Here is a 20,266-nt window from a genome sequence, read left to right as displayed (position 1 = left end):
GCTTGGGGTGACGCCGCCGGAGGTGACCCCGCCTGGGGCAGTGCCGTCGGGGGCGGCCCCTGCTGGGGTGACCCCGCCCGGGGTGACCCCGCCCGGAGTGACCCCGTCCGGGATGGCCACACCCGGGTTGGCCTCGCCCCCGGTGATGCCACCCGCTCCCCACTTCGCCGCCGTACCCGAGCCCCGGGACGGTGACCATCCGCAGGACACCGCCCCCGCCTCCGGTCGGCGGCCCGGGAGGGTCTCCGTATCCGTCGCGGCGACGTCCGCGCCGGAGGGCGCAGGCGGTGGGCGGGTGCGGAGGCTGAGCTGCTCCGTGGCGCTGGCGGTCGCGGGGGCGATGGCGGCCGTGACGATCGGGTCGGTGTTCGTGTTCGACCTGCTGCCGGGGCCAGGCGGCGGCCAGGACGATTCGGACGCGGGCAGCGGGTCCGACTCGCCGCCGGCGGCGACCGCGAGCTCCGCCCCTTCCGGTACGGTGCCCGCCGCCTACCTCGGCACCTGGGAGGGCCAGGGCGTCGCCCTCGACGGCAGACTGCCCCTCGGCACGTTCCGCATCACCGTCGGACCGGCCGCTGTCGGCGAGGAGTTGGGCAAGCTCCGCCAGACCGACCAGATCGGCGGCGTCTGCGTCGACGTACTCACCCTGAAGCAGGTGACGAGGACGGAGCTCGTCGCGACCTCGGTCGGTGCGAAGACCAATCACAGCGGCTGCAACCCGGCGAAGACGACCGTCCACCTCAAGCCGGTGGGCGACGACCTCCAGTACCGCTCGGAGAGCGCGGAGTCGGGCCGCCCCCAGGCCCGGATGTCGAAGGTGCGGTAGGGGCCACCCCGCGGCTGAGCCCGGCCAGCAGGGTGATCAGCAGCCCGGCCGCCGCGAGGGTGGAGACGAGGCCGGCCGGTGCTCGTACCGCAGGGCCGCCCCCGCCGCCTTCCTCCGCTTCGGCCTCGTCGAAGGCCCCGCTCATCGCCTCACCCGGGAATGACCACCGTACGAAGCTCCCCGTCGCCGAGGTGGAGCATGCCCTTGCCGGGGGTGACCTGGCCGCCGACCATGCCGCGGTTGAGGCGGACGCCGACGAGGTCGCCGCTGGAGGACTCCTGGGGCGAGAGCAGGATGCCGCGCCGGGCCTTCTTCGCGTCCACCTGCCAGCCCGAGAAGCCGCTGCACACGTCCTCCTCGTCACCGGCGATGACGAGCGCGAGGCCCCGCTCGGCGCCGCGCGAGACCAGCTTCTTCATCTGGCTCTCGGCGTCGCAGTCCTCCAGGATCTCGCCGTCGTCGATCAGGACCGCGATCGGCTCCTCCAGGGACGCCTGGTCGATGAGCTCCTCGAACTCGTCCTCGTCGATGTCGTCACCGGTGAAGACCTTCAGCACGCCGTCCGTGCCGTCGAGCCGGCGCAGCGGGGACTGGCGCGGGGCCGCGATGACCAGCCGGGTGCCCTGGGAGAGGAACGAGTGGGCGAAGTTCAGCAGGACCGTCGAGCGGCCCGACTTGGCCGGGCCCGCGATGACGAACGCCGGCACGCCCTCCGCCAGATCGGGGCCGAAGCCGACGATCTCGTCGCCGCCGATGCCGACCAGACCGAACAGCCGTGAACGGGACGCCTCCGGATCGCGCATCTCCCACGCCTCCGGGAAGGAGATGCGGCTGGGCAGGCTGTCGACCCGGAAAGGGCGACGCGAGCGGGGGACGGAGGCGTCGCGGGCCGCGGCCGCCTCGCCGATCGCCGCCAGCGCCGCCGCCTGACCCTGACCGGTCGTGTCCTGCGCGAGCAGCGCGAACTGCGTCTCCGTACCGAACTCGTTGCGGAACGCACGCCCCGGCGGAATCTCCTCCGGCACCTTCCGCGCCGGGATCCCCAGCGCCGAGAAGTCGCTGCGGTCGGCGAGCCGCAGACCGTACTTGTCCTCGGTGAGCGTCGCGATCCGGCCCACGAGCAGCGTCCGGTCACCTGTCAGGACCAGGTGGATACCGACACTCGCGCCCTCGCGCATCATCGTCTGCAACTCGTCGGTCAGCGACCCGTGGTCGACCTCGCCGAGCGTGGGCACCCAGCCCTCCCAGCGGTCCAGCAGCACCACGATGTGCGGCAGCCGCTCGTCCTCGGCGACCGACGCCCGCTGCTCGCCGATGTCCGCGAAGCCCTTGTCCGCCAGCACGTCCTGGCGGCGGCTCATCTCGCCCTTGAGCCGGTTGACCAGCCGGACCACCCGCTCCGTCTGGTTACGGCTCACGACCGCACCGCAGTGCGGCAGCCGGGTCAGCGCGTTGAGCGCGCCGTTGCCGCAGTCGATGCCGTAGAGGTGCACGTCGGCGATGGAATGCGTACGGGCGATGGAACCGGCGAGGGTGCGCAGCACCTGGGAGCGGCCGCTGCGCGGGGCGCCGCCGATCATCAGATGCCCGAAGGAGGAGAAGTCCACGGCGACCGGGCGGCGCGACTGGCTCGCGGGCAGGTCCTCGATGCCGTACGGCGCCGGCGGCAGCTTGCCGGGGCCGCCGGCGAACGCGGGCAGCTCCACGTCGTCCAGCAGCAGCGTCTCGTCCAGGGCGGGCAGCCACGGGCTGTGCTGCGGCGGGATGCCGAGGGAGCTGTTGGCGTCGCGGATGGTGTCGACGAGCACCTTCAGGTCGGTGATCTCCTCGTCCTCACGGGACTCGGCCTTCGGCTTGACCAGCGCCGCCCGGCCCAGGTCCTCCCAGGTCAGAGGGCCCACCCAGGGCATCAGCACGGCAGGGTCGGCCGCCCCGGGCCGGCGGCCACCGACCCGGCCGGACTGGAAGGGCACCAGGGAGGCGTGCCCGAGCCGGGCGTACGCGCGACCCGGGGTGTTCTTGGAGATGTGCCCGGCCTCGGGCGAGTCGATGACGTCCGACGACTCGCCGCCGTCCGTCACCCGCAGCGCGATACGGAGGTTGGTGTTGGCGCGGATCTCCGGAGACACGACACCGGACGGCCGCTGCGTCGCCAGCAGCAGATGGATACCGAGGGAACGGCCACGCTGGGCGATGTTCACGAGCCCCGTGACGAAGTCCGGCAGGTCACGCACCATCGACGCGAACTCGTCTATGACGATGAGCAGCCGGGGCACCGGCTGGTGCGAAGGGTCCCGGCGCACCAGGTCCTGGTAGTCCTCGATGTCCTTGGCGTCGGCGGCGGCCAGGATGTGCTCGCGCCGGTGCAGCTCCGCACCCAGCGACTCCAGAGCGCGCTCCACCAGGTGGGCGTCGAGGTCGGTCACCATGCCGACGGTGTGCGGCAGATGCACACAGTCCTTGAACGCCGCGCCACCCTTGTAGTCGACCAGCACGAACGTCATGTTCTCGGGCGTGTTCGCCACCGCCAGCGCCGCCACGATGGTCTGCAGCAGCTCCGACTTACCCGAGCCGGTCGTACCGGCGATCAGACCGTGCGGCCCGTCCTTGCGGATGTCGAGGCCGAACGGCCCGTCGTACGACTCACCGATGACGGCCAGCGTCGACTGCCCGCCCATCCGCCAGCGGGCCACGATCGCGTCACTGGTCGGCGGCTCCAGCTGCAGCACGTCCAGCAGCCGGCTCGAACCCGGCAGCGCCGAGTCCTCGGTCTCACCGCTGATGTCCCGCAGCGGCGACAGCGACCTGGCCAGCCGCAGGCACCAGGCGGCGGAGACGAAGTCGGGCCGTACGTCCTTCAGGCGCTCCGCCCCGGCCTCCTCGACACGCAGCCTCAACCGCTCGGTGCGCTCGGCCTGTTCGGGCTGCTGCGCGGTGGTGTGCCAGGCCTGGAAGGAGGGGAAACCGCCGGCGGACTGCTGCGACTGCTGCTGCACCTGCTGGGCGGCCGGCTGGTACTCCTCGGCCTTCGGCTCGGCCACGACGTAGGCCTGGCACTCGCCGGGCAGGAACCGCTCCTCGGCGTCCAGGCAGATGGCGAACATGGACACCGACGGCCCCTCGCGCAGCAGCCGCACCACACCCGGCAGCGAGCGCAGCCGCCGCGACCCGTCCCACACGACGACGATGTCGGGGTCGCTGAAGCTCGAACCGCCCTGCGACTTGTTCTCCTCGGCGGCCTTCTTACGCGCGTCGAGGATCTGCGTCAGTTCGCCGATGCGGGCGCCGACGGTCTCGGCGTCCGTCCCGACGAGCGCGTTGACGTCCTGTCCGCCGGACGGCCGCGCGTGCGGCAGCCAGCGCACCCAGTCCCAGGACTCCTGCGCGGCGTTGTCGCTCAGCACGTAGAACTGCACGTCCATCGGGCTGTGCAGCGCCGCGGTCTGTGCGACGGCCCAGCGCCCGAGGGCACGAACGGAGTCCCCGGGCCCGGCCATGCCGACGACACCGAGGGTGCGCAGGTGCAGCGCGACCGGCGCGTCCTCGATCTTCCAGGTCACCTGGCGGCGGTGGTCGTCCTGCTCGGGGTCGTCGAGCACCACCTCGGAGGGCAACTGCCCGGTCCCGAAACGGATCAGGAGGTGGTCGCGGTCGGTGCGCCGCCGCTCCCACAGGCGGGTGCGGGGCCCGGTTCCGAGGGCGAGCACGGTCGCCGGGTCGGGTATGGCCTGCCGTCGGTCGTTCCGCTCGGCGACGAGCGCGTCCTGGGCGTCCTTCTCGATCCGTTCCTTCTGCTCCTCGTACTCCTTGACCTGCTTGGCGTGCGACTTACGCCCGTGCTTCTTGTCGTTGTAGTAGTTGGCGAACAGCAGGACCGGGCTGAGGGCCGCCATGATCAGGTAGTACCAGCGCTGGAAGATCATCACTGACACGACGGCGCCGACGAGCGGCGTCATCGCCATCAGCCAGGGCAGCGGTCTGGCCTCGTACTCACGCGGCGACGACGGCAGCCGGAAGGTCGTCTGCCGCTCGGGCGGACGCAGCCGCGGGGGCCGGTTGTAGTCGAGGCCCACGCCGTCGTCGGACCACTTGAGGGCGGCGTTCGGGGGTGTGTAGCGGGTGAGTTCGAGAAGGGTGTTGCCGACGCCGATCTGAGCGCCGAGGGGCCACTCGGCGGGGCCGTCCTTCTTCCCCTCCTCCCTCTCCCTCTCCTTCTCCTGGTCCTTCTTCTTGCCGCGCTTCCTGCCGCCGGGCTCGTCCTCGTCCTCGTCCCCCGCGAGGGAGATGCCGTCGAGGGTGACGTGCTCCTTGTCCATGTGTACGGCGACCCGGCAGGTGCCGTCGGTGGCGACGGAGAGGGTGAGGGCCCGGGCGTCGACCTCGGGATCGTCGACACGGACGTACGACGCCGCCCCACTGCCGATGTCGTACCGCCCCACGCCCAGCCGGTGCACGAATCCGGCGGCGGGCCCGCCGACCACGCGCAGCTCGACCAGCCCGGTGGGCTCACCCGGCAGACACCCGGACGGATCCTGAAGACTGACGACGGCACCCTCGCGCAGGGGCGACCCCACGACGGTGGCGCCGGGATCGACGGCATATCCGTCCACGTACACGAGGGGTGCGTTGTTGGCCGGCGCGTGCCGGTGCTGCCCGAGCGGGATGACCTGCGCCCCGCTGTGCCCCACCTGCTTGGCCAGCTCCTGCGCGATGTCCCCCACGGTGGACTCAGGATCGGCATCGAGCACGACGTCGGCGGTGCCACCGCCGTACGGGTCGACGACGGTCAGAGTCAGGCGCACGACTTGTCCTCCCCGTGCCACTGGGCCGGTGTGGCCGCTGTGGTGTCTGTCGCTGGTACCGCTGTGCTGACCGCTTGCTGATCGATCGCTTCAGTCACGCCAGGCGGGTCACAGCGGTACAGGGACGATATCCGCTCGGTACGACGGCGGGGCAATGGGGAGAGGCCGTGATGTTCCCGATGGCAATGTCGTACACGCTTTCATGACGGCTCGTTCACAAGCCGGGTATGGGGCACCACAGGCCACACCCGTAAGCTGCTGACGCAAGAGCGGACGATCACACCGGTTGCCGGCTGTGACCGGCAACTCGGCTTCCGAGTCGGTGAGTCCGCAAACAGGGAAGCCACGGGGGTTGGCCCTGCGGCGTTGCGAGAGGGAGCGGCTTCATGGCCAAGGACCTTGATGTCACATATCAGGACATGCGGGATGCAGCCAAGCATGTCGTGAAGGAGAAGGAAAAGCTCCAGGAGAAGCTCGAAGGCCTGAAGAAGTACATCAACAACCTCGTCCAGGGCGGCTACGTCACGAAGAGCTCCTCGAAGGCGTTCGACGAGAACTTCGACGAGTTCGTGCGCGGCATGAAGGACACGCTGGACGGTCTGGACGGCATGGGTGACTACCTGACCATGGCTGCGGACAAGTTCGAGCAGATCGACGAGGAGCTGGCGAAGCAGGCTCGGAGCAAGTAGGGCCAGGGGCTTGCCGGGTGCCGTCGGCGGCCGCTGCCGGCACCCGGCCTCCGGCTCCGGAGCGGCGGGGACCGTCAGTCGGGCAGAGGCTGCCGTAGCAGGTGCATGTGGAGGTCGCTGCGGAGCTCTTCCGTCTCGACGCGCAGCCAGGATCCGTCGCGGAAACGTATGAGCAGCATCCTCGTCTCGAGCTCGCCGGAGAACGGGTCGGCGAGGGTTGCCTCGGAGGCGGGTATGCGGGCGACGACTTCCATGTGCTTCTCCCGCCCCACGCTGACGCGCTGCGGTGGAGCCGCAAGGACGATTTCGTCCTGAGTCGCCAGGAGCAAGCGCTGGTGGTGGGTGGAGTGGCTGTACCAACGCAGCAGGAATTGACCCGCGTTGCCCTGCCAGTTTCCGTCGAAGACCTTGTCGAGACCTTGTTCGGCGATGGTGGCGTCCCGGCGGCGTTTCTCGTCTTCCTCCTTGGCCCGCAGTCGCTCCTTTTCGTCCTTCGCGTCAAGGGATCGCATGACCGCTTGCTCAATCTTGGCCAGAAACTCGAAGAACATGATGACGGGGATGAAAGGCGCCCCGAGCGCCGCACCGGCCATGCCCAGCGGACGCATCCTGGCGGGGCGGAGCCGAGGGTTGCCCGCAGTCTGGAGCACGTCTGCCGGGGGTTGGGGGATCTTGTCGATCGTGCACCACTCGCCCGCCTCGGCGTGGATGCCGAGGCGGTCCCCCACCACGCGTTGCTTGCCCCTGCGTGTCACTGAAGACTCTCCTTGCCGACGGGAAACGGGATCGGTATGTCGCGAGCGTATCTCGTACGGGGTGTCATGAGGAGTGAGAGAGTCCGGCGATCGTGCCGACGACCGTGGATTCCGCCGAGAACAGTCATCGACTTGTAGAGAGGTATCACTCATGGGGGACCATATAAAGGCGGATCTCGCCGCCATCAAGCAGTGCTCACGGGATCTGAACAAAATTCACGGCGAGTTCGAGCGGCATGGCAACCCCGCGGACGAGTATGGCCATGCAATAGGTCACGGCGGCCTCAAGGACGCTTTCTCAGATTTTGGGGACACTTGGAAGAAGACCCGGAAGAAGCTGATGAAGGAACTTGAGCAGCTGGCTGAGTTCACCCGGACCGCGGCCAAGGCATACGACGGCGTCGACCAGGAGCTGGCCAAGGCCATCCGAGATGCCAAGGCGCAGAGCAAGGGGAAGAAGTGAGCAGGACGGACGCCGACTGGCCGCCTCTGTGGCATGACGACCCGACGCCAGGCGACCCGGAGGAAGTCGCCGAACTGGGGCGCGAGTTGCGCAAGATGGCCGACATGATCGAGGAGCAGTCCCGGGTCATCAAGGCGCTCGCCTCGGTGGAGGGTTGGGACAGCGAGGCCGGAAAGGGCTTCCATGAGATCGCCGGTGGCACGGCGGACAAGCTGAAGAAGTCCTTCGAGCGCTACGACGAAGCGGCCAAGGCCGTCGGGGAGGACGTGCGCGAAGGGAGCTCGGACCAGTTCGCCAGCGAAATGCGCCGCGCGCAGCGGAAGGCGGACAAGGCACTTGCTGATTACCGTGAGGCCAAGGCCGACCACGACCTGGCCGACGACGAGGTGAAGAAATTCACCGAGAAGTACCCGATGGCGAACATTCCCGCCTCGGAGAAGGAAGAGTACGAACGCTGGGTCAAGAAGCGCGGCGAGGCCCTGCACGCCATGGGTGCCGCCCGCAAGGCGGTGAAGGACGCCAGGGACATCTACGACGACGCGGGGGACAAGGCGGCTCGGCATATCAAAAACGTCGTGCATCATGATGCGGTCCGAGACCCGGGCGGCTTCATGAACTTCCTCGCGGACTGGGCAGACATGCTGGCGAACATCTCCGCAGTCCTGTCCGTGCTTGCAGTGATCTGTGCCTTCGTCCCACCGCTTCAGTTCCTGGTTCCCATATTCGCGACCCTTGCCGTGGTGACCAGTGCGGCCGCGCTGGCCGGTCATGCCTACGACATGACTGCGCGCGGGGGAAAAGTCGACTGGATGAAGCTGGGCGCCGATGCGCTGGGAGTGTTGCCCGGGTTGGGCGCACTTAAGGGGCTCCGGGCTCTCAAGGGCCTCAAGGGGCTTTCGAAGGTGAAGGCATTCGGAAGTCTGAGGACCTATACGACGGCCCTCGACGGTGTCGGCCACAACTTCCTGAACGGCGTCGCCGTCAAGGTGGTGAACAAGGTGCTCGGCAGGACGGCACGCGCCGACCTGATCGACGGCAAGAAGATCACCGGTGTCATCAAGGGGGCGGGCCTGGCGAGCGCGTTGCACAGGATGTTCAGTGGTGAGAACGGCGAGAAGACCGGTTACCAGGAGCCGCCCAAGGCCGCGACGCCCGCACCCACGCCCTCGCCCTCACCCCGCCCGGCCCCGAGCGTCTCACCCACGGCGTTCAACGCGGCCTTGGCTGCATAGAACCCGTCGACCTGTCCAAGGAGCACAGACGCCATGAGCGACGAAGATCACGATCTCGGGCCCTGGGAATTCATCGGCCGCCGAGGTGGTGATAAGGCCACCTTGGTCGGCGGCTCGGTGATAGCCGACGTGCCCGAGGCGAGACGGGCCGCGGAGGAGGCCCGACGAGAGCTACGGTTCGACTTCCTGGACGACCGGGCGGTGCTCGAACTGCTGCGCCGTCGTCATGTCGACGAAGAGGACATGTTCAACGCGGGCTTTGTGCATGGAGTGCCCTTGGCGCTCGTGGGCTTCGGGGCCGTGCTCTATTGGGCCGGTGTGGCGCAGTACTGGGAGACCGCCGCTCCCCGCAACGCCTATCTGGCCGTCGCCGTCACCGTCGTGGTGACTCAGTTCTTCTTCTTCGTGCGCAGCGCGATGTCGCACTGGGGCGACCCGGTCCGGCAGAACCTGCGGGCCCGGGCGGCCAGGTACCGAAAGATCGCCCACATCGCTCGACGGGGAGGGGCGGACATACCCGCTCACTATCCGCACTACGGGCCCTACCCCTTCGCGGCGACGTTCCGCCCCGAAGTGGACGACCGCGAACAGTCCGACAGCAAGGGCGCAGATGACCACGGCCACCGTTGACCAAGCCCAGCGCAGCCTCATGGAGAGCGACGGCATAGAGGTCCGCTGGATCATGCCGGAGGGTTTCCTCGAGCTGCCCTTCGAGGCGGATGACCTGGACGAGTTGGCCGACCGTCTGGTCGAGTTGGCCAAACAGGCCCTGCCCGGTGCCGACGAGGAAGTGCAGGTGCAGTACGCCGCGATGTGCGCGGCGCACTACGACGAGTTCATCGAGGCGGGCGTGCAGTACGCCGGCTTCGTCACCACGGAGGTCGACGGCGTCCGCTGCACTGCCTCGGTGAACGTCAGCCTCCTCGACCTCGACGAGCGAGCCGGTGCCGATCCGGTGGGCTTCATCGCCACCACGATGCGGCACCTGGAGCTCGGGCAGATCGGTGAAGTGGAGCTGCCCTGCGGTCCGGCCGTGACATGCGTGGGCAACCGGTCTTCCGGCATCGACGGCAGTCTGACGCAGTCGGGCCAGGAAGAGCCGGTCTGGACGTCGTTCATACAGGTGCAGATACCCCTGAACAACGGGACCGTGCTCCTGCTGGAAATGGGCACGCCGACGGTCGAAGGGTGGGACGTCTTCTCCGCCATGTTCGCCGGGGTGGTGAAGAGCGTCCGCTTCTTCGATGCCGACGGAGCTCCGCTGGTGATGTCGGGGTGAAGGGGGCGGCGCTGGGCGGCACCTCACCACAGGTGGGGGCGCCCAGGGACTACAGGCTGCTGGTTCCTCGCGAGTGGTTCCGTGTCGACCTCATGCGAGACCGCTGGCGCGCTCAGCTCAAGACGTTCGTCGACGCCCAGTCGGAGGGTCGGCACGGCTCCGGCGAACTCAAGCGACACGTCTGGACCACACTGCGCAACACCGCTGAGGTCGGTCGGGCTCGCGGGGCCATGGAGTTCTTCCTCCTGACGACCTCACAGGACGGCGGCCTCCCGGCTTCGCTCCTGGTGTCCTCGATGCCGCTGGGCGATACCCCCGCCGAACCGGAGAAGTACGCGGCGTGGCTCGAGCTGCGGGAGCCCGAGGGCGCAGGACGGCGGCAGGTGTCGGTGGTGGAGCAGACGGCGGGGCCGGCTGTCCGCGTTGTCGGTGCCACGACGTTGAACGTCCACGTCCTGATGCCTGGCGGGGTGGGCTACTTGACGCTCTCCTTCTCGGCTCCGCTTACCGGGATGTCAGGGCCGATGGAGCGCTTGTGTGACGCCATCGCGGGGTCTCTGCGGTGGATGCAGTGACCCGCGCGGGTAGCCTCCGAGGTGGCTTGGGGATCGTCGGGGTGATCCTCGCGCTGGCCGTCGGTATGGGTGTGCTGCTGCTGGTCATGGGCCTTGGGAAACGGTTCGCGCGTGAGGTCGTACCGGCGTTGGTGGACTTGCCAGGGGGCGCCTGGGCAGTCGGGGGCGGCCTCGGGGTGGTCACCGCGCTCGGGGTGACCGGCTGGCTTCGGTGCGCGTCCGGGGTCTCTGGCGGGAGCCGCCTGACGCGGGGGCTGAACGCCGCGGGTGCAGCGATCTGTTGCGCGGCGGCATTCGGGCCGTTCTTCCTTCTGATCAGCGGGCTTCCCGGCAGGAACTGCCGGTCGGAGACTTGTGCCTACATCCCCGGGACGGGAAGCGCGTTGCTGGCCTACGCCCTCAGCGCCGGTCTGGTGGGCTGGATCGTCCACCGCTGGACCAGCGCGCGGGCCGCGGCGCGGGCGACGTTGGAGCGGGAACGGGTGCGGAGGCTTCGGAAGAAGGGGAAGGGCCGGGCGGCGCGTCGGCGATGACAAGGCTGCGGAGTATGCAGAATCTCCGGATGCGGAAGGCTCTGCGTACTTGTCTTGAGCTCGTTGTCGTCGCCTATGCCGCGAATCAGACGGGACTGCTCACGCAGAGAGCTCGCGCCGCCGCTCATGCGCTTGGCTTCGGAGCGCATCCCTTCCGGACTCCTGGGGCCCGACTCCGCGAGGGGTGCCATTCGCGGGGCTGGGCCTTGGGAGGACTGGTGTCACTTCTTCCTCTGCTTCTCCTCCTTCTTACGCAGTTCCAGAAGGTCGACGTTCACCTTGAAATGTGAGCCGCTCGCCGTGCTTGGTCTTCCGGCCGGGCTGGTGTGACTCTGCTGGACTTGGCTTCAGCGGTTGACCGCTTGGATCTCCTGGACGATTACGTTCTGCTCAGTTCCGAAAGTCCCATTGGGGAGGTCCCCGCCGGCGCCGCCCGTCCCAGTCCAGGACACTTCCCACGTGATGGTCGCTCGCAGTTTGAACGAGCCGTCTCCGGAAGAGCGCAGGTACCTGATTCCGCAAGGCGGGCTCTGGTCAGCTTTTCCCTTTGCGTACGGTTCACCGATCGAACCGTCGTCGTTGAAGGTGCACTCGCCCGAGGAGGGGTAGACCTCGGCGTCCGATGTCCCTGGCTCCAGCCTGAGCGCGATGGGTTTTGCGGTGGTTGTGGCCTGGAGGTTCACACCGCCGACGTCGAGTGAGGCGGTGACTGAGACGTCCTGGAACTTGGCCCCGTCGAGCCAGGCCCACGTGGGGAGGTTGACCTTGGTGGTGTTCGCAGGGGCGAGGGTTACCTCGGTGTCGGGCACTTTGATCCGGCTGTAGGCGAGATCGGCGAGAATCTTCGGGGTTACGGCGTTCTCCACCGTAGGAGTTTCGCCGTTCTCGACCCAGAATGTTTTCGTGTCGCAAGCAAAGGCGGCAGGGTCTCCCGATTCCTCTCGGCTCTTGTCGCGAACCGCGTCCCACCAAAGGCCCTTGCCCGATTCGGACTTGTTGAAGTCCTCGTACGGTTCCCCGTTGATGTAGTAGTCCTTGGACAAGGCGTATGCCTCTCCCACACCACTGGCGTGCGGGATGTCCCATTGCTTTTGGAATTCCTTGGAGAACTCGGCGGGAGTCCACTTCGGCTCGTACCAGCAAGCCGGTGGAGTCCAGTCACCGGCGGGCGTGAACTGCCCGGTTTCCTCCGCTCCAGAGCCACCGGTAGATCCACGGAAGACGATGCGCGACTCAAGAGTCTGACCACTGTCCGTCTCGTTACTCCCCGAGACGTCGAACTGAGATCCACCGGGATCCTTGGCGAAGGCTGCGCTGGACATCAGAAGCGTGCAGGCGATCACGAGCGTACCTACTGCAGCAGCGGAACCGACCTTGGTCACTGAACGCATCCCTTACTCCCGCGCACGGACGTCCCGCTGGTCGTCTGCCACACTCCCTGCGGGGTCTTCTCCAGGCGGGTGTTGTACAGCACGTAGGAATCGTCCGAAGCCGGGGACCTGTCGACCTTTCCTGACTTTCGGTCCTTGTTGTATGCCTTGGTCTCATCGGCGCAGAAGGAGACTCCTGCCGACGTGTCGTTGAACAACTCGATCTTGGGGTTGTAGTACCGGGTGGTGCCCGTGTACGTCAGTCCGGCGTCCACCCACTTCTGAACCCACTTCACGGACGTCGTGAGGGCCTCGCCCTGGTAGTAGAAGGTGAGGCCGGAGGTGTCCGTCTTGCCCTTGAGGATGGCGTCGTTGATCGCGGTCTGTGCTCGCGCGGCGTCCGCCAGTACCGCATCCTTCTTGGCGTTGCCCGTCTCCCAGCCCTCGAAGACGTCTTCCACGCCGCCGGTCAGCTTGATGTCGGGCCGCTCGGCGGAGTCCGACGCGCTTGGGCTCGAAGTCGGTTCCTGGGATCCGGCGTCGGAGCCCGCGATCTTGTCGTTGTCCTTCGAGCCGGCGTCACTGCTGCCGCACGCGGTGAGCAGTAGGGCTGTGGACGCAGCGAGCGCGACAGCAACGGGCAAAGAACGGCGCTTCACAGTGAACTCCCCGTGAGACATGAGATCAGTTGAGTGCACTGAAGCTATCGGGGAAGTTGCTGTTTTCGCCAGAGCGAACTCACCCAAGAACCGGGTAAATTGGGGCAAATGAAGCCTGTTGATGAGGCTGTGCCCTGCTCATGCTCAGGCGGGCGGCGTCCGTGGACACAGGTTCACGGTCTTGTACCGCAGCTCCTGCAGATTGCGTTTCGCTATCGCCTCGCGCTGCATGGGGCTGACTCACGGGAAGACCCTCTCCCGACGGACTGCCTGGCGACACCCATAGCCCCGTGAGACGGGCGACTCATGCCGGGCATCCGGTCCCGGCATCGTATTCAAAGTTCAGCAGCCCGGGAACGACCCGAGTCATGAGGACTTCCAGGTGTTGGCTTCCTCATCCGGGCTGATACGGATGGTACGTGCGAATTCGTCGATGTCATCGAGAGCCCGGAGGATCCGGCCAGCGTCGGGATCGGCCACGATGATCAGGACGTCAGCGGCTTCCGTGCCCTGCTCGTAGCGCCAGGCATAACGGAGGCCAACGTGCACCTCGTTGCTTTCCTCGTCCTGGTAATAGCGCAACACTCGCAAGCCGGCTCCCAGATGCGGGGAGTCGAAATCCTCCACGATGGGAGGCTCGACGGTGTAGCTCGCATCGGCGTGGGTCAGCTCCCGCAGTGCCGCATTTCGGTCTTCGCCCTCTTCGATCTCCACCAGGTCGACATACGCAACAAGCGGGATCTCCCGCGGGTGCGGGAGATGCAGGAAGACTTCGAAGTCCGGAAAGGCCGCAGGGGCCCTGATGGCGTACATCAAAAGGATGTTGAACAGCAGGTCGACTTCGCCAGGCTCCGGCTTCTCCGACGCGAAATCATTCCAGATCCCATCGGCGTAGTAGCGTGCCCACGCCTCAGGCGTTTGAGCCTCCTCTACGCCCTCAAGACCTGGTTCCGGCCACATGAGTGGGATGCGAACCCAAGGTGACAAATCCATGGCGTGCTTGACGTTGAGCCAGCTCATTCGTAACTCCATTTGAACGTGCCGACCACCGCGTCGAACAACTCGACCAGCACGTCGGTGAACTCACTATCGATATCGCCGTCACCCGGTGTGGAGAAGTTGATGCTGATCCAGCGACCCGGATCGTCCACAACGGGGATTACGTACTCGACCCGCCGCGTCGGTAGGGCGGCCTGTTGTACGGCTCGGGGGGTGGAATTCAGCTTCTCCTCGTCAGGGATGGAACGGTGGGCGCGGCGGAGCGCCAGTGCCCCTGCTACGTCAACTGCTGCCGCCGTTCCGCCAGGGACATCTTCGTTGACCAGCTGGTCGATCACTGCTTGCGAAGGAACCGCATGGTCGCGGCTGATCGGCATCTCTGCCACGATGAAGGAGGCCATGAGGAAGATTCCTCCGCGAGGGAGTACCGGAAGGTATAGGTCAAGACCGCCGTTTCTGCGAGCTGCGCGGGCCTGCTTCTCCAACTGGCGACGCATGTCCAGTCGGAAGCGCATCGCATCGTCCCGGGGAATGCCCTCCGGTACTTGCCCCATGTGTGAGAAGAGGACCTTTTCGAGTGCTTCCTTCGTACCCTCACGCAAAGGGATGCGGACCCAGCCGGGTGGCAGGACGAGCTCGTAGCCGCGGGGAGCGGTCACCTCGACGGGGAGTGGCTGTGGCTGTGGCTGTGGATCGGACGGGCTCACGCGCGGGCCTGCCTCTTGAACTGTCGGTCGGTAACCAGGATCGTCAGGGAAGAGAGCACCGAAACCACGGCCAGCCAGCTGTAGCCGATGGCCCCGATAATGTTCCAGACCAGGTACATGGAGGAAACAATCTTGATTGTCTGGGAGAAGTTGGAACCCATTCGCGGGTTACGGATGAGTTCTCGGTTTCTGATAAACAGGGCCAGCATCAGTACAGGCGCAATCATCAATGGCCATGCCGCGTAACCGTAGGTGAGCCAGTCCATTCCATCGACTCTGCTGCCGAGATCTTGGAAGGCAAAACAGAGAATTGGTGCCAGTGTGCACGCAGCAAGGAACTTCATGGCCCGCGATTCCTGTGGGCTTTTCGCTGGAACTGTCGCCACTATCTCCACTCCTCGTATTTTTCGTTTGGATTCCGCCCCGCCGAGGTGGTCACCAGCGGCTCCCGACTTCACGCGTCAGGACGTCCTTGGCGTCGCCGTACTGGTCCCCATAGGGGCCTTTTTCTCCGAGTTTGTCGCCTACGTCCACCGTCGTGGCAGCCCCGTAGTTGAGCTTAAACTTCAGTGCCGCCTTGTCCATTGCACTGGCCGCCTTTGCCACCTCGGGATTCCCGCCGAACTCGGACCGCATTGCCTTAGCGAACTTGGATGCGCTGGCGACCTCCTCTTCGCCACTCAGCAGACGGTCCAGTCGCGTCGTCGCGGGGTGGGTTTCCTTCGCGCCGATCTGGCGCAGTGCATCCTTTGCGCGCACTGCTTTCGCGCCCCGGGCTGAGTCAGTGCCGTAGCGCATGATGTTCTTATCGAGCAACTTGCGTAGGTTCGAGTACCGCTGGAACCGCCCCGCCCTGCTGGCGTTTTTGAGTGTCGTCGCTGCGGCCTTCACGCCCTTCAACGCAACGCTGCCGAATCCCAGTGTGGCCAGCGCGAAGACATCCATGGCGACATCCGCCCAGCTTCCGTCACCGGAGAGGGCCAGTAGTGTGTGCCCCACGCCCACTAGCGCAGTGAGACTGAGGGTGGTCACCATGAGGAGGGTCGCCACCCATCCGACCGGCGTGAAGAGGAGGGCGATAACCCCGATAATGGTCGCTGCCCAACTCAGGATTTCAACGACGGTTTTTATCGTTTCCGCATGCTCGTGCACCCAGTCCTTGAAGTCCTCCCACTTGCTATCCTTGATGATGTCCGAGATGTCTTTGTCGATGTTCTCGGCATAATGCTGGGCGCGGGAGTCGCGGTCTGAGATGACCTGGTTGAGCTGCTTGTGGTACGTCGCCAAGTGGCTGTTGGGGTCGGACTCCCCCGACGCCTTCTTGTCGCCGTCCTTCTTGGCCTCGGCTTCCTTTTTCTTCACCTCGGCAGTGTGTTCCTCGTCGGCCTGCTTCGCGGCTCGGAGGATGCCGTCGGCCCGTCCCTGGAAGCCCTCCAGCTCGTTGGCCCAATTGCCGAGGTCGCCGACCACGCGTTCGTAGCGGCCCGCCGTCTCGCGAAAGCGCTTTTCGAGGTCGCCCGACTTCTCGCGGATCTTGTCGGCGTACTGGCCCTGCAGTGCGTCGCCATCCGCTGCCTTGCGCAGGATGGCAGCTTGGTCGCGGAGGGTCGACGCGAGGTCCTTCATCCTGCGGACCTCATCACGGATGTCTTCCGGATCGCCGGGAATCGGGTCCTTCTCCGCCAGCGGATGCCAGTCGACCGGTCGGCGCCTGCCCTTACCTGCACCCATCGGTCAATTTCCCCCTTTCTGTCCGCGCTTCTTCTCGCTCGCCTTCTTGAGGTCAAGGTCCAGCTTTTCGAAGCTCGTGAGCGCGGTTTCTACGTGCTTGCTCAAGTCCTTGACATTCTCGAGGAGTTCACGTCGATAGTTGTCCCAGTTGCTGACGAATTGGCCCATCTTGCCAGCGATGGTGTCATGACCCCAGATGTCATGGATGTCGTCGTGGTGCTTGTCGATGCCATTGAGGGCTCTGTTGATGTCCCTCAGATTTTTCTTCGAAGACTCCAGAAGTTTGTAGTCGACTACCAGGCGGTCGTGCTCCCCCATGGGCCCCTCCGTTGCGTTTCCGTGGCCAACACGCTCCCGTTGGGCTCAACCCAGCGGCAAGTCACCACCGTAAACGCCTCCCCGCTCCCCAGTGGCAGCAGCCCCTTTGCGGGCGTGACCCGGCGGCCCGCCGAGGTCTGACCGAGCCCTGAGCCACCGGTCGGTGATCGTGGTTGGCTGGGAGGTAGAACGCGGAAAACTCCTCGTGCCCAACGACGCCGCTGCGATGCCTGCGGTCATTCCGAGAACTGCGACGAGAGCACCTGCTGTGGTAACGCCACGGGTCAGGACACGCACGTCTTTTCCCCTCTCTTCGACAGCACCTCCGTGGTCTGCCAGACCCCATTGATGTTCTTCTTGAGCTGGGTGCTGTATGTGACGTACGGGCTCTCGTCGGACCGGCAAGCCATGAGCTGTTTACCGGCACTTCTCCGCCGTCGTCTCGACGAACACCTTGGACGCCTGCCAAAGGTCCGTCCCCGTGGGGAACTTGACCATGACGATCTCGAAATGGTCGAAGTCGGCAATGCTGGGCTTGGTGTTGAGGATCTTCTTGGTTCTGATTTCCTTGCCGTAGAACTTCCCCGAGTCCGCGCAGAAAGCCACCTCTACCGACTTGCCGTTCGGAGCGGAGCGCGTGGTTGCGTCGTAGTGACGCAGCGTTCCCGTGGCGGTCCAGCCGCCCTTGATCCACTCGTTGATCTGAACCTCGGCGTAGTGGAGCCCTTCACCGGTCGCGTAGGCAGTCACCGCCGCGTCCTTGGTGCTGCGCTTGTCGACGCCCCGATAGATGGCCCGGAGATAGTTCGCCGCATCCTCCATCGCAGCCGCCTCGCTCTTGTCCTTCGGCTTGTCCCAGTCGAAGACCAGGTTCATGTCGCTGGGCAGGGACACGTCGACGCCGTCCGGCTTGTCCTCCGCCGGTGCCGCCGAGGGGTCCGCGGACGCCTTCGGGGACTCCGCCGCCTGGCCGGCGCTGGCGATCTTGTCGTTGTCGCTGGACTTGTCGTCCTCGCTGCCGCAGGCCGTCAAGAGCAGTGCCGCTGTCGCCGACAGGGTGGCAACAACGGGCAGAGGGCGGCGCTTCACAGTGGCTCCCCGTGAAAGACAGGTGTGCAGTACGAGCCCTGACGGTACCGGTGGGCTTTTCGGTTTCACCAGAGTGAACTTCCGAGTGAACGGAGGCGAGGCGGGTATCCGCGTGCAGCGGAACCACGTCCCCGCCGGGCGGTGGCACCAGGTTGAAGCCGGTCGGTGCCGGTCGGTGCTTGGCGCTGGGCATGGTGTTGCGCATCACTGCCACGGTGTAGGTAGTGCCAACGAAAAGGGCCCCGCGCCGGGGCGGCGATGATGCCCGGCCAGAGGCGGAGCGTGGTGAGGCAGGGCGTACGACCTGCTTACCGGGGGTACTTCGCGAAGACCCAGACATAGTGCAATAGACCGCCGACGATCCCGGTCTCATAGGTGTGTGAGCCGCTGCTCAGGGGTTGTAGACGGCCAACTGGTGCGCCAACTGTTCCAGATCCTGTGCGGCGTGCATGATGCGGGCGATGTCCTCGGTGGCGGTCCACATCACGACATCCGCCCCATGCTCCTCGACCCGCCACGCATAGCGTGCACACGCCAGCACATGCGGAGCGACGTCCTGGTTTGCGTAGCGGAAGGAGGTCAGGCCCTCACCGAGCCTCTTGGCCTTGAAGGATTTGACGACTGTGGGCTCGACCGCCTGAGGTTCGTCCGCCATGGTCAACGTCCGCAGTGTCTCCTCGCGGGGGCCTGAAGACGGTCCGATCGCCGCGAACACGGGAAGCGGAAGGTCCGTGGGGTGATCGCGATGCAGGAACAGCCAATGGTCCGTGCCAGGCGGGGAGAAGGCTTCTGCGCACTGCGCCAACGTGTCGGCGACGAAGTCAATGCCGTTCGGGCCCGGATCAAGCTCGCGGTCGAGCCACAAATCCTCGGCTTCTTCGCGGCACCATGCCTGGATGTCGTCCCACTCCTCGAAGGGGCCAACGGCGCCATCTCGGGGCGGTATCACTGTCCAGGGATACGGGTCGATGTACTCGATATCAATGACAGGGAAGAAGTGCTCGCTCACCCGCGCCTCCGCCGCCCGACTGTTCTGGGTTGTAGCCCTGGATGTTCCCCGACTGCTCTCCTGCGTAGGCGGGTTCCGCGAGAGCTGGGAGGCACAGAGCGAGAATCAGGGCGCGCGCCGGCGTTCAAGGCCGTACGCCGTGACCTGTTCACTGGCACTTCGCCGCCTTGGCCTCGACGAACACCTTGGACGCCTGCCAGAGGCCGTCTCCGGTAGGGACCTTGACCATGATGATCTTGAAGTAGTCGAAGTCCGTGATGCTGGGCTTGCTTTTCAGGATTTTCTCGGTTTTTACCTCTTTGCCGTAAAACTTGCTCGAGTCTACGCAGAACGCGACTTCCACGGATTTGCCGTTCGGGGCAGACCGCGTGGTGGCCTGGTAGTGGCGTCGGGTGCCTGTTGCCGTCCAGCCGCCCTCAACCCTGCTGTCGATCTGAGTTTCTGCGTAGTGCAGCCCCTCGCCCGTGGAGTAGGCGGTCACAGCGGCCTCATTGGACGTGCGCTTGTCGACGCCCCGATAGATGGCCCGAACGAAGTTCGCGGCATCTTCCATCGCAGCCGCCTCGTTCTTGTCCTTCGGCTTGTCCCAGTCGAAGACCAGGTTCATGTCGCTGGGCAGGGACACGTCGACGCCGTCCGGCTTGTCCTCCGCCGGCGCTCCTGAGGAGGATGCCGACTCCTTCGGTGTCTCCGCCCTCTGACCGGCGCCGGCAATCTTGGGGTGGTCTTTGGACTTGTCGTCCCCGCTGCCGCAGGCCGTCAACAGCAGTACTGCCGTCGCCGTCAGTGCGGCAGCAACGGGCAATGAGCGGCGCTTCACAGTGACTCCCCGTGAGGCAGAAGTTCAGTCACGAGCACTGACGGTATCGGTGAGGCTCCAGGTTTCGCCAGGGCGAACTTCCGCGAATACACGGGCGATCCGGGGTGTATGGGTATTGCAGGGACCTGGTTGTGTCCTGATCGCGCCCAAAGAGGGGGTGACCCCGGAGGGTGCTGTGTGCGACGTCCGGGGTCATGGTGCTCAGGTGTCTCGATTCGCTAGTGCGGTGTCTCGCACCTCCAGCACGTACACGGAGGAAACGCCGACATGACAGGGACTGGGTCGGTGTGTTCGTCGGCCAGAATCTCGACCTCACCTCGATCGTCGGTCACTGTGCCCGTTGCGTCGATCTTGTAGACGTGAAAGATGAGGCGGGAGCGGTGATGGGGCGTGGGCGGGGCCTCCAGGGG

20 protein-coding genes are annotated in these 20,266 nt (G+C 66.0%); 8 read left to right on the top strand and 12 right to left on the bottom strand.

From position 1 onward, the window contains the following. Positions 1 to 145 precede the first annotated feature (145 nt). The gene (locus C1J00_RS17830; RefSeq protein ID WP_439333412.1) at positions 146 to 826 is read left to right on the top strand and encodes a hypothetical protein; all 681 of its coding nucleotides are present in this window, start codon (positions 146 to 148) and stop codon (positions 824 to 826) included. 149 nt (positions 827 to 975) lie between these two features. On the opposite strand, the gene C1J00_RS17825 is transcribed toward C1J00_RS17830, so the two are convergent. Beyond that, positions 976 to 5,628, bottom strand: a complete 4,653-nt coding sequence (locus C1J00_RS17825; RefSeq protein ID WP_102910070.1) for an FtsK/SpoIIIE domain-containing protein — start codon at positions 5,626 to 5,628, stop codon at positions 976 to 978. Positions 5,629 to 6,014: 386 nt separating this feature from the next. Here C1J00_RS17825 and C1J00_RS17820 point away from each other — a divergent pair, with 386 nt between their 5' ends. Beyond that, the gene (locus tag C1J00_RS17820) at positions 6,015 to 6,317 is read left to right on the top strand and encodes a WXG100 family type VII secretion target (RefSeq protein ID WP_033309092.1); all 303 of its coding nucleotides are present in this window, start codon (positions 6,015 to 6,017) and stop codon (positions 6,315 to 6,317) included. 74 nt (positions 6,318 to 6,391) lie between these two features. On the opposite strand, the gene C1J00_RS17815 is transcribed toward C1J00_RS17820, so the two are convergent. Next, positions 6,392 to 7,072: a hypothetical protein gene (locus tag C1J00_RS17815; protein WP_102910069.1), complete on the bottom strand. Its 681-nt coding sequence runs from the start codon at positions 7,070 to 7,072 to the stop codon at positions 6,392 to 6,394. Positions 7,073 to 7,223: 151 nt separating this feature from the next. Between C1J00_RS17815 and C1J00_RS17810 the strand changes: the two genes are divergently transcribed. From C1J00_RS17810 to C1J00_RS17785, 6 genes are read left to right on the top strand one after another with little or no spacing between them, the layout of a single operon-like run. Then, positions 7,224 to 7,535 (top strand): WXG100 family type VII secretion target, encoded by a 312-nt coding sequence (locus tag C1J00_RS17810; protein ID WP_102910068.1) that lies wholly within the window; start codon positions 7,224 to 7,226, stop codon positions 7,533 to 7,535. Beyond that, the gene (locus tag C1J00_RS17805; RefSeq protein ID WP_102910067.1) at positions 7,532 to 8,767 is read left to right on the top strand and encodes a putative T7SS-secreted protein; all 1,236 of its coding nucleotides are present in this window, start codon (positions 7,532 to 7,534) and stop codon (positions 8,765 to 8,767) included. Before C1J00_RS17810 ends, C1J00_RS17805 begins: the two co-directional genes overlap by 4 nt. Before the next feature lie 33 nt (positions 8,768 to 8,800). Then, positions 8,801 to 9,397, top strand: coding sequence for a hypothetical protein (locus C1J00_RS17800; protein ID WP_102910066.1), 597 nt, complete (start codon positions 8,801 to 8,803; stop codon positions 9,395 to 9,397). After that, entirely contained in the window at positions 9,378 to 10,046 is a 669-nt protein-coding gene (locus C1J00_RS17795) for a hypothetical protein (protein WP_102910065.1), read from the top strand. Before C1J00_RS17800 ends, C1J00_RS17795 begins: the two co-directional genes overlap by 20 nt. Next, positions 10,043 to 10,621: a hypothetical protein gene (locus C1J00_RS17790; RefSeq protein WP_245936383.1), complete on the top strand. Its 579-nt coding sequence runs from the start codon at positions 10,043 to 10,045 to the stop codon at positions 10,619 to 10,621. Before C1J00_RS17795 ends, C1J00_RS17790 begins: the two co-directional genes overlap by 4 nt. A 26-nt stretch (positions 10,622 to 10,647) precedes the next feature. Next, positions 10,648 to 11,154 (top strand): hypothetical protein, encoded by a 507-nt coding sequence (locus C1J00_RS17785; protein WP_146046207.1) that lies wholly within the window; start codon positions 10,648 to 10,650, stop codon positions 11,152 to 11,154. A gap of 347 nt (positions 11,155 to 11,501) precedes the next feature. On the opposite strand, the gene C1J00_RS17780 is transcribed toward C1J00_RS17785, so the two are convergent. The 10 genes from C1J00_RS17780 to C1J00_RS17735 form a co-directional block, all read right to left on the bottom strand. Next, positions 11,502 to 12,536 carry a hypothetical protein gene (locus tag C1J00_RS17780; protein WP_102910063.1) on the bottom strand — a complete coding sequence of 345 codons (1,035 nt, stop codon included), beginning with the start codon at positions 12,534 to 12,536 and terminating at the stop codon, positions 11,502 to 11,504. Further along, positions 12,533 to 13,183, bottom strand: coding sequence for a hypothetical protein (locus tag C1J00_RS17775; protein ID WP_245936382.1), 651 nt, complete (start codon positions 13,181 to 13,183; stop codon positions 12,533 to 12,535). The genes C1J00_RS17780 and C1J00_RS17775 overlap by 4 nt, the downstream gene beginning before the upstream one ends. Positions 13,184 to 13,549: 366 nt before the next feature. Then, on the bottom strand, positions 13,550 to 14,203 hold the full coding sequence (locus C1J00_RS17770; RefSeq protein ID WP_102910061.1) for a hypothetical protein: 654 nt from the start codon (positions 14,201 to 14,203) through the stop codon (positions 13,550 to 13,552). Continuing rightward, positions 14,200 to 14,583, bottom strand: a complete 384-nt coding sequence (locus C1J00_RS17765) for a hypothetical protein (RefSeq protein WP_146046206.1) — start codon at positions 14,581 to 14,583, stop codon at positions 14,200 to 14,202. Before C1J00_RS17765 ends, C1J00_RS17770 begins: the two co-directional genes overlap by 4 nt. A gap of 302 nt (positions 14,584 to 14,885) precedes the next feature. Beyond that, entirely contained in the window at positions 14,886 to 15,347 is a 462-nt protein-coding gene (locus tag C1J00_RS17760) for a hypothetical protein (RefSeq protein ID WP_146046205.1), read from the bottom strand. Then, positions 15,325 to 16,620 (bottom strand): putative T7SS-secreted protein, encoded by a 1,296-nt coding sequence (locus C1J00_RS17755; protein WP_146046204.1) that lies wholly within the window; start codon positions 16,618 to 16,620, stop codon positions 15,325 to 15,327. The genes C1J00_RS17760 and C1J00_RS17755 overlap by 23 nt, the downstream gene beginning before the upstream one ends. A gap of 3 nt (positions 16,621 to 16,623) precedes the next feature. Beyond that, on the bottom strand, positions 16,624 to 16,938 hold the full coding sequence (locus C1J00_RS17750; RefSeq protein ID WP_102910057.1) for a hypothetical protein: 315 nt from the start codon (positions 16,936 to 16,938) through the stop codon (positions 16,624 to 16,626). A 417-nt stretch (positions 16,939 to 17,355) separates the two neighbouring features. After that, entirely contained in the window at positions 17,356 to 18,027 is a 672-nt protein-coding gene (locus C1J00_RS17745; RefSeq protein ID WP_102910056.1) for a hypothetical protein, read from the bottom strand. A 391-nt stretch (positions 18,028 to 18,418) separates the two neighbouring features. Further along, complete coding sequence (locus C1J00_RS17740; protein ID WP_102910055.1) at positions 18,419 to 19,036, bottom strand: hypothetical protein; 618 nt, start codon at positions 19,034 to 19,036, stop codon at positions 18,419 to 18,421. Positions 19,037 to 19,184: 148 nt separating this feature from the next. Further along, positions 19,185 to 19,856: a hypothetical protein gene (locus C1J00_RS17735; RefSeq protein WP_102910054.1), complete on the bottom strand. Its 672-nt coding sequence runs from the start codon at positions 19,854 to 19,856 to the stop codon at positions 19,185 to 19,187. Positions 19,857 to 20,266 lie beyond the last annotated feature (410 nt).

The organism is Streptomyces cahuitamycinicus, assembly GCF_002891435.1.
In the GTDB taxonomy this organism is placed as follows: Bacteria; Actinomycetota; Actinomycetes; order Streptomycetales; family Streptomycetaceae; genus Streptomyces; species Streptomyces cahuitamycinicus.
Note: the sequence above shows the minus strand (reverse complement) of the source record. Positions and strands in the feature narration are given on the sequence as shown.

Excerpts from the sequence above, each read along its gene's own strand:
- C1J00_RS17830 (WP_439333412.1), top strand. The coding sequence starts at position 146 with ATGCCACCCGCTCCCCACTTCGCCGCCGTACCCGAGCCCCGGGACGGT.
- C1J00_RS17820 (WP_033309092.1), top strand. The coding sequence starts at position 6,015 with ATGGCCAAGGACCTTGATGTCACATATCAGGACATGCGGGATGCAGCC.
- C1J00_RS17810 (WP_102910068.1), top strand. The coding sequence starts at position 7,224 with ATGGGGGACCATATAAAGGCGGATCTCGCCGCCATCAAGCAGTGCTCA.
- C1J00_RS17800 (WP_102910066.1), top strand. The coding sequence starts at position 8,801 with ATGAGCGACGAAGATCACGATCTCGGGCCCTGGGAATTCATCGGCCGC.
- C1J00_RS17795 (WP_102910065.1), top strand. The coding sequence starts at position 9,378 with ATGACCACGGCCACCGTTGACCAAGCCCAGCGCAGCCTCATGGAGAGC.
- C1J00_RS17770 (WP_102910061.1), bottom strand. The coding sequence starts at position 14,203 with ATGAGCTGGCTCAACGTCAAGCACGCCATGGATTTGTCACCTTGGGTT.
- C1J00_RS17765 (WP_146046206.1), bottom strand. The coding sequence starts at position 14,583 with ATGGCCTCCTTCATCGTGGCAGAGATGCCGATCAGCCGCGACCATGCG.
- C1J00_RS17755 (WP_146046204.1), bottom strand. The coding sequence starts at position 16,620 with ATGGGTGCAGGTAAGGGCAGGCGCCGACCGGTCGACTGGCATCCGCTG.
- C1J00_RS17750 (WP_102910057.1), bottom strand. The coding sequence starts at position 16,938 with ATGGGGGAGCACGACCGCCTGGTAGTCGACTACAAACTTCTGGAGTCT.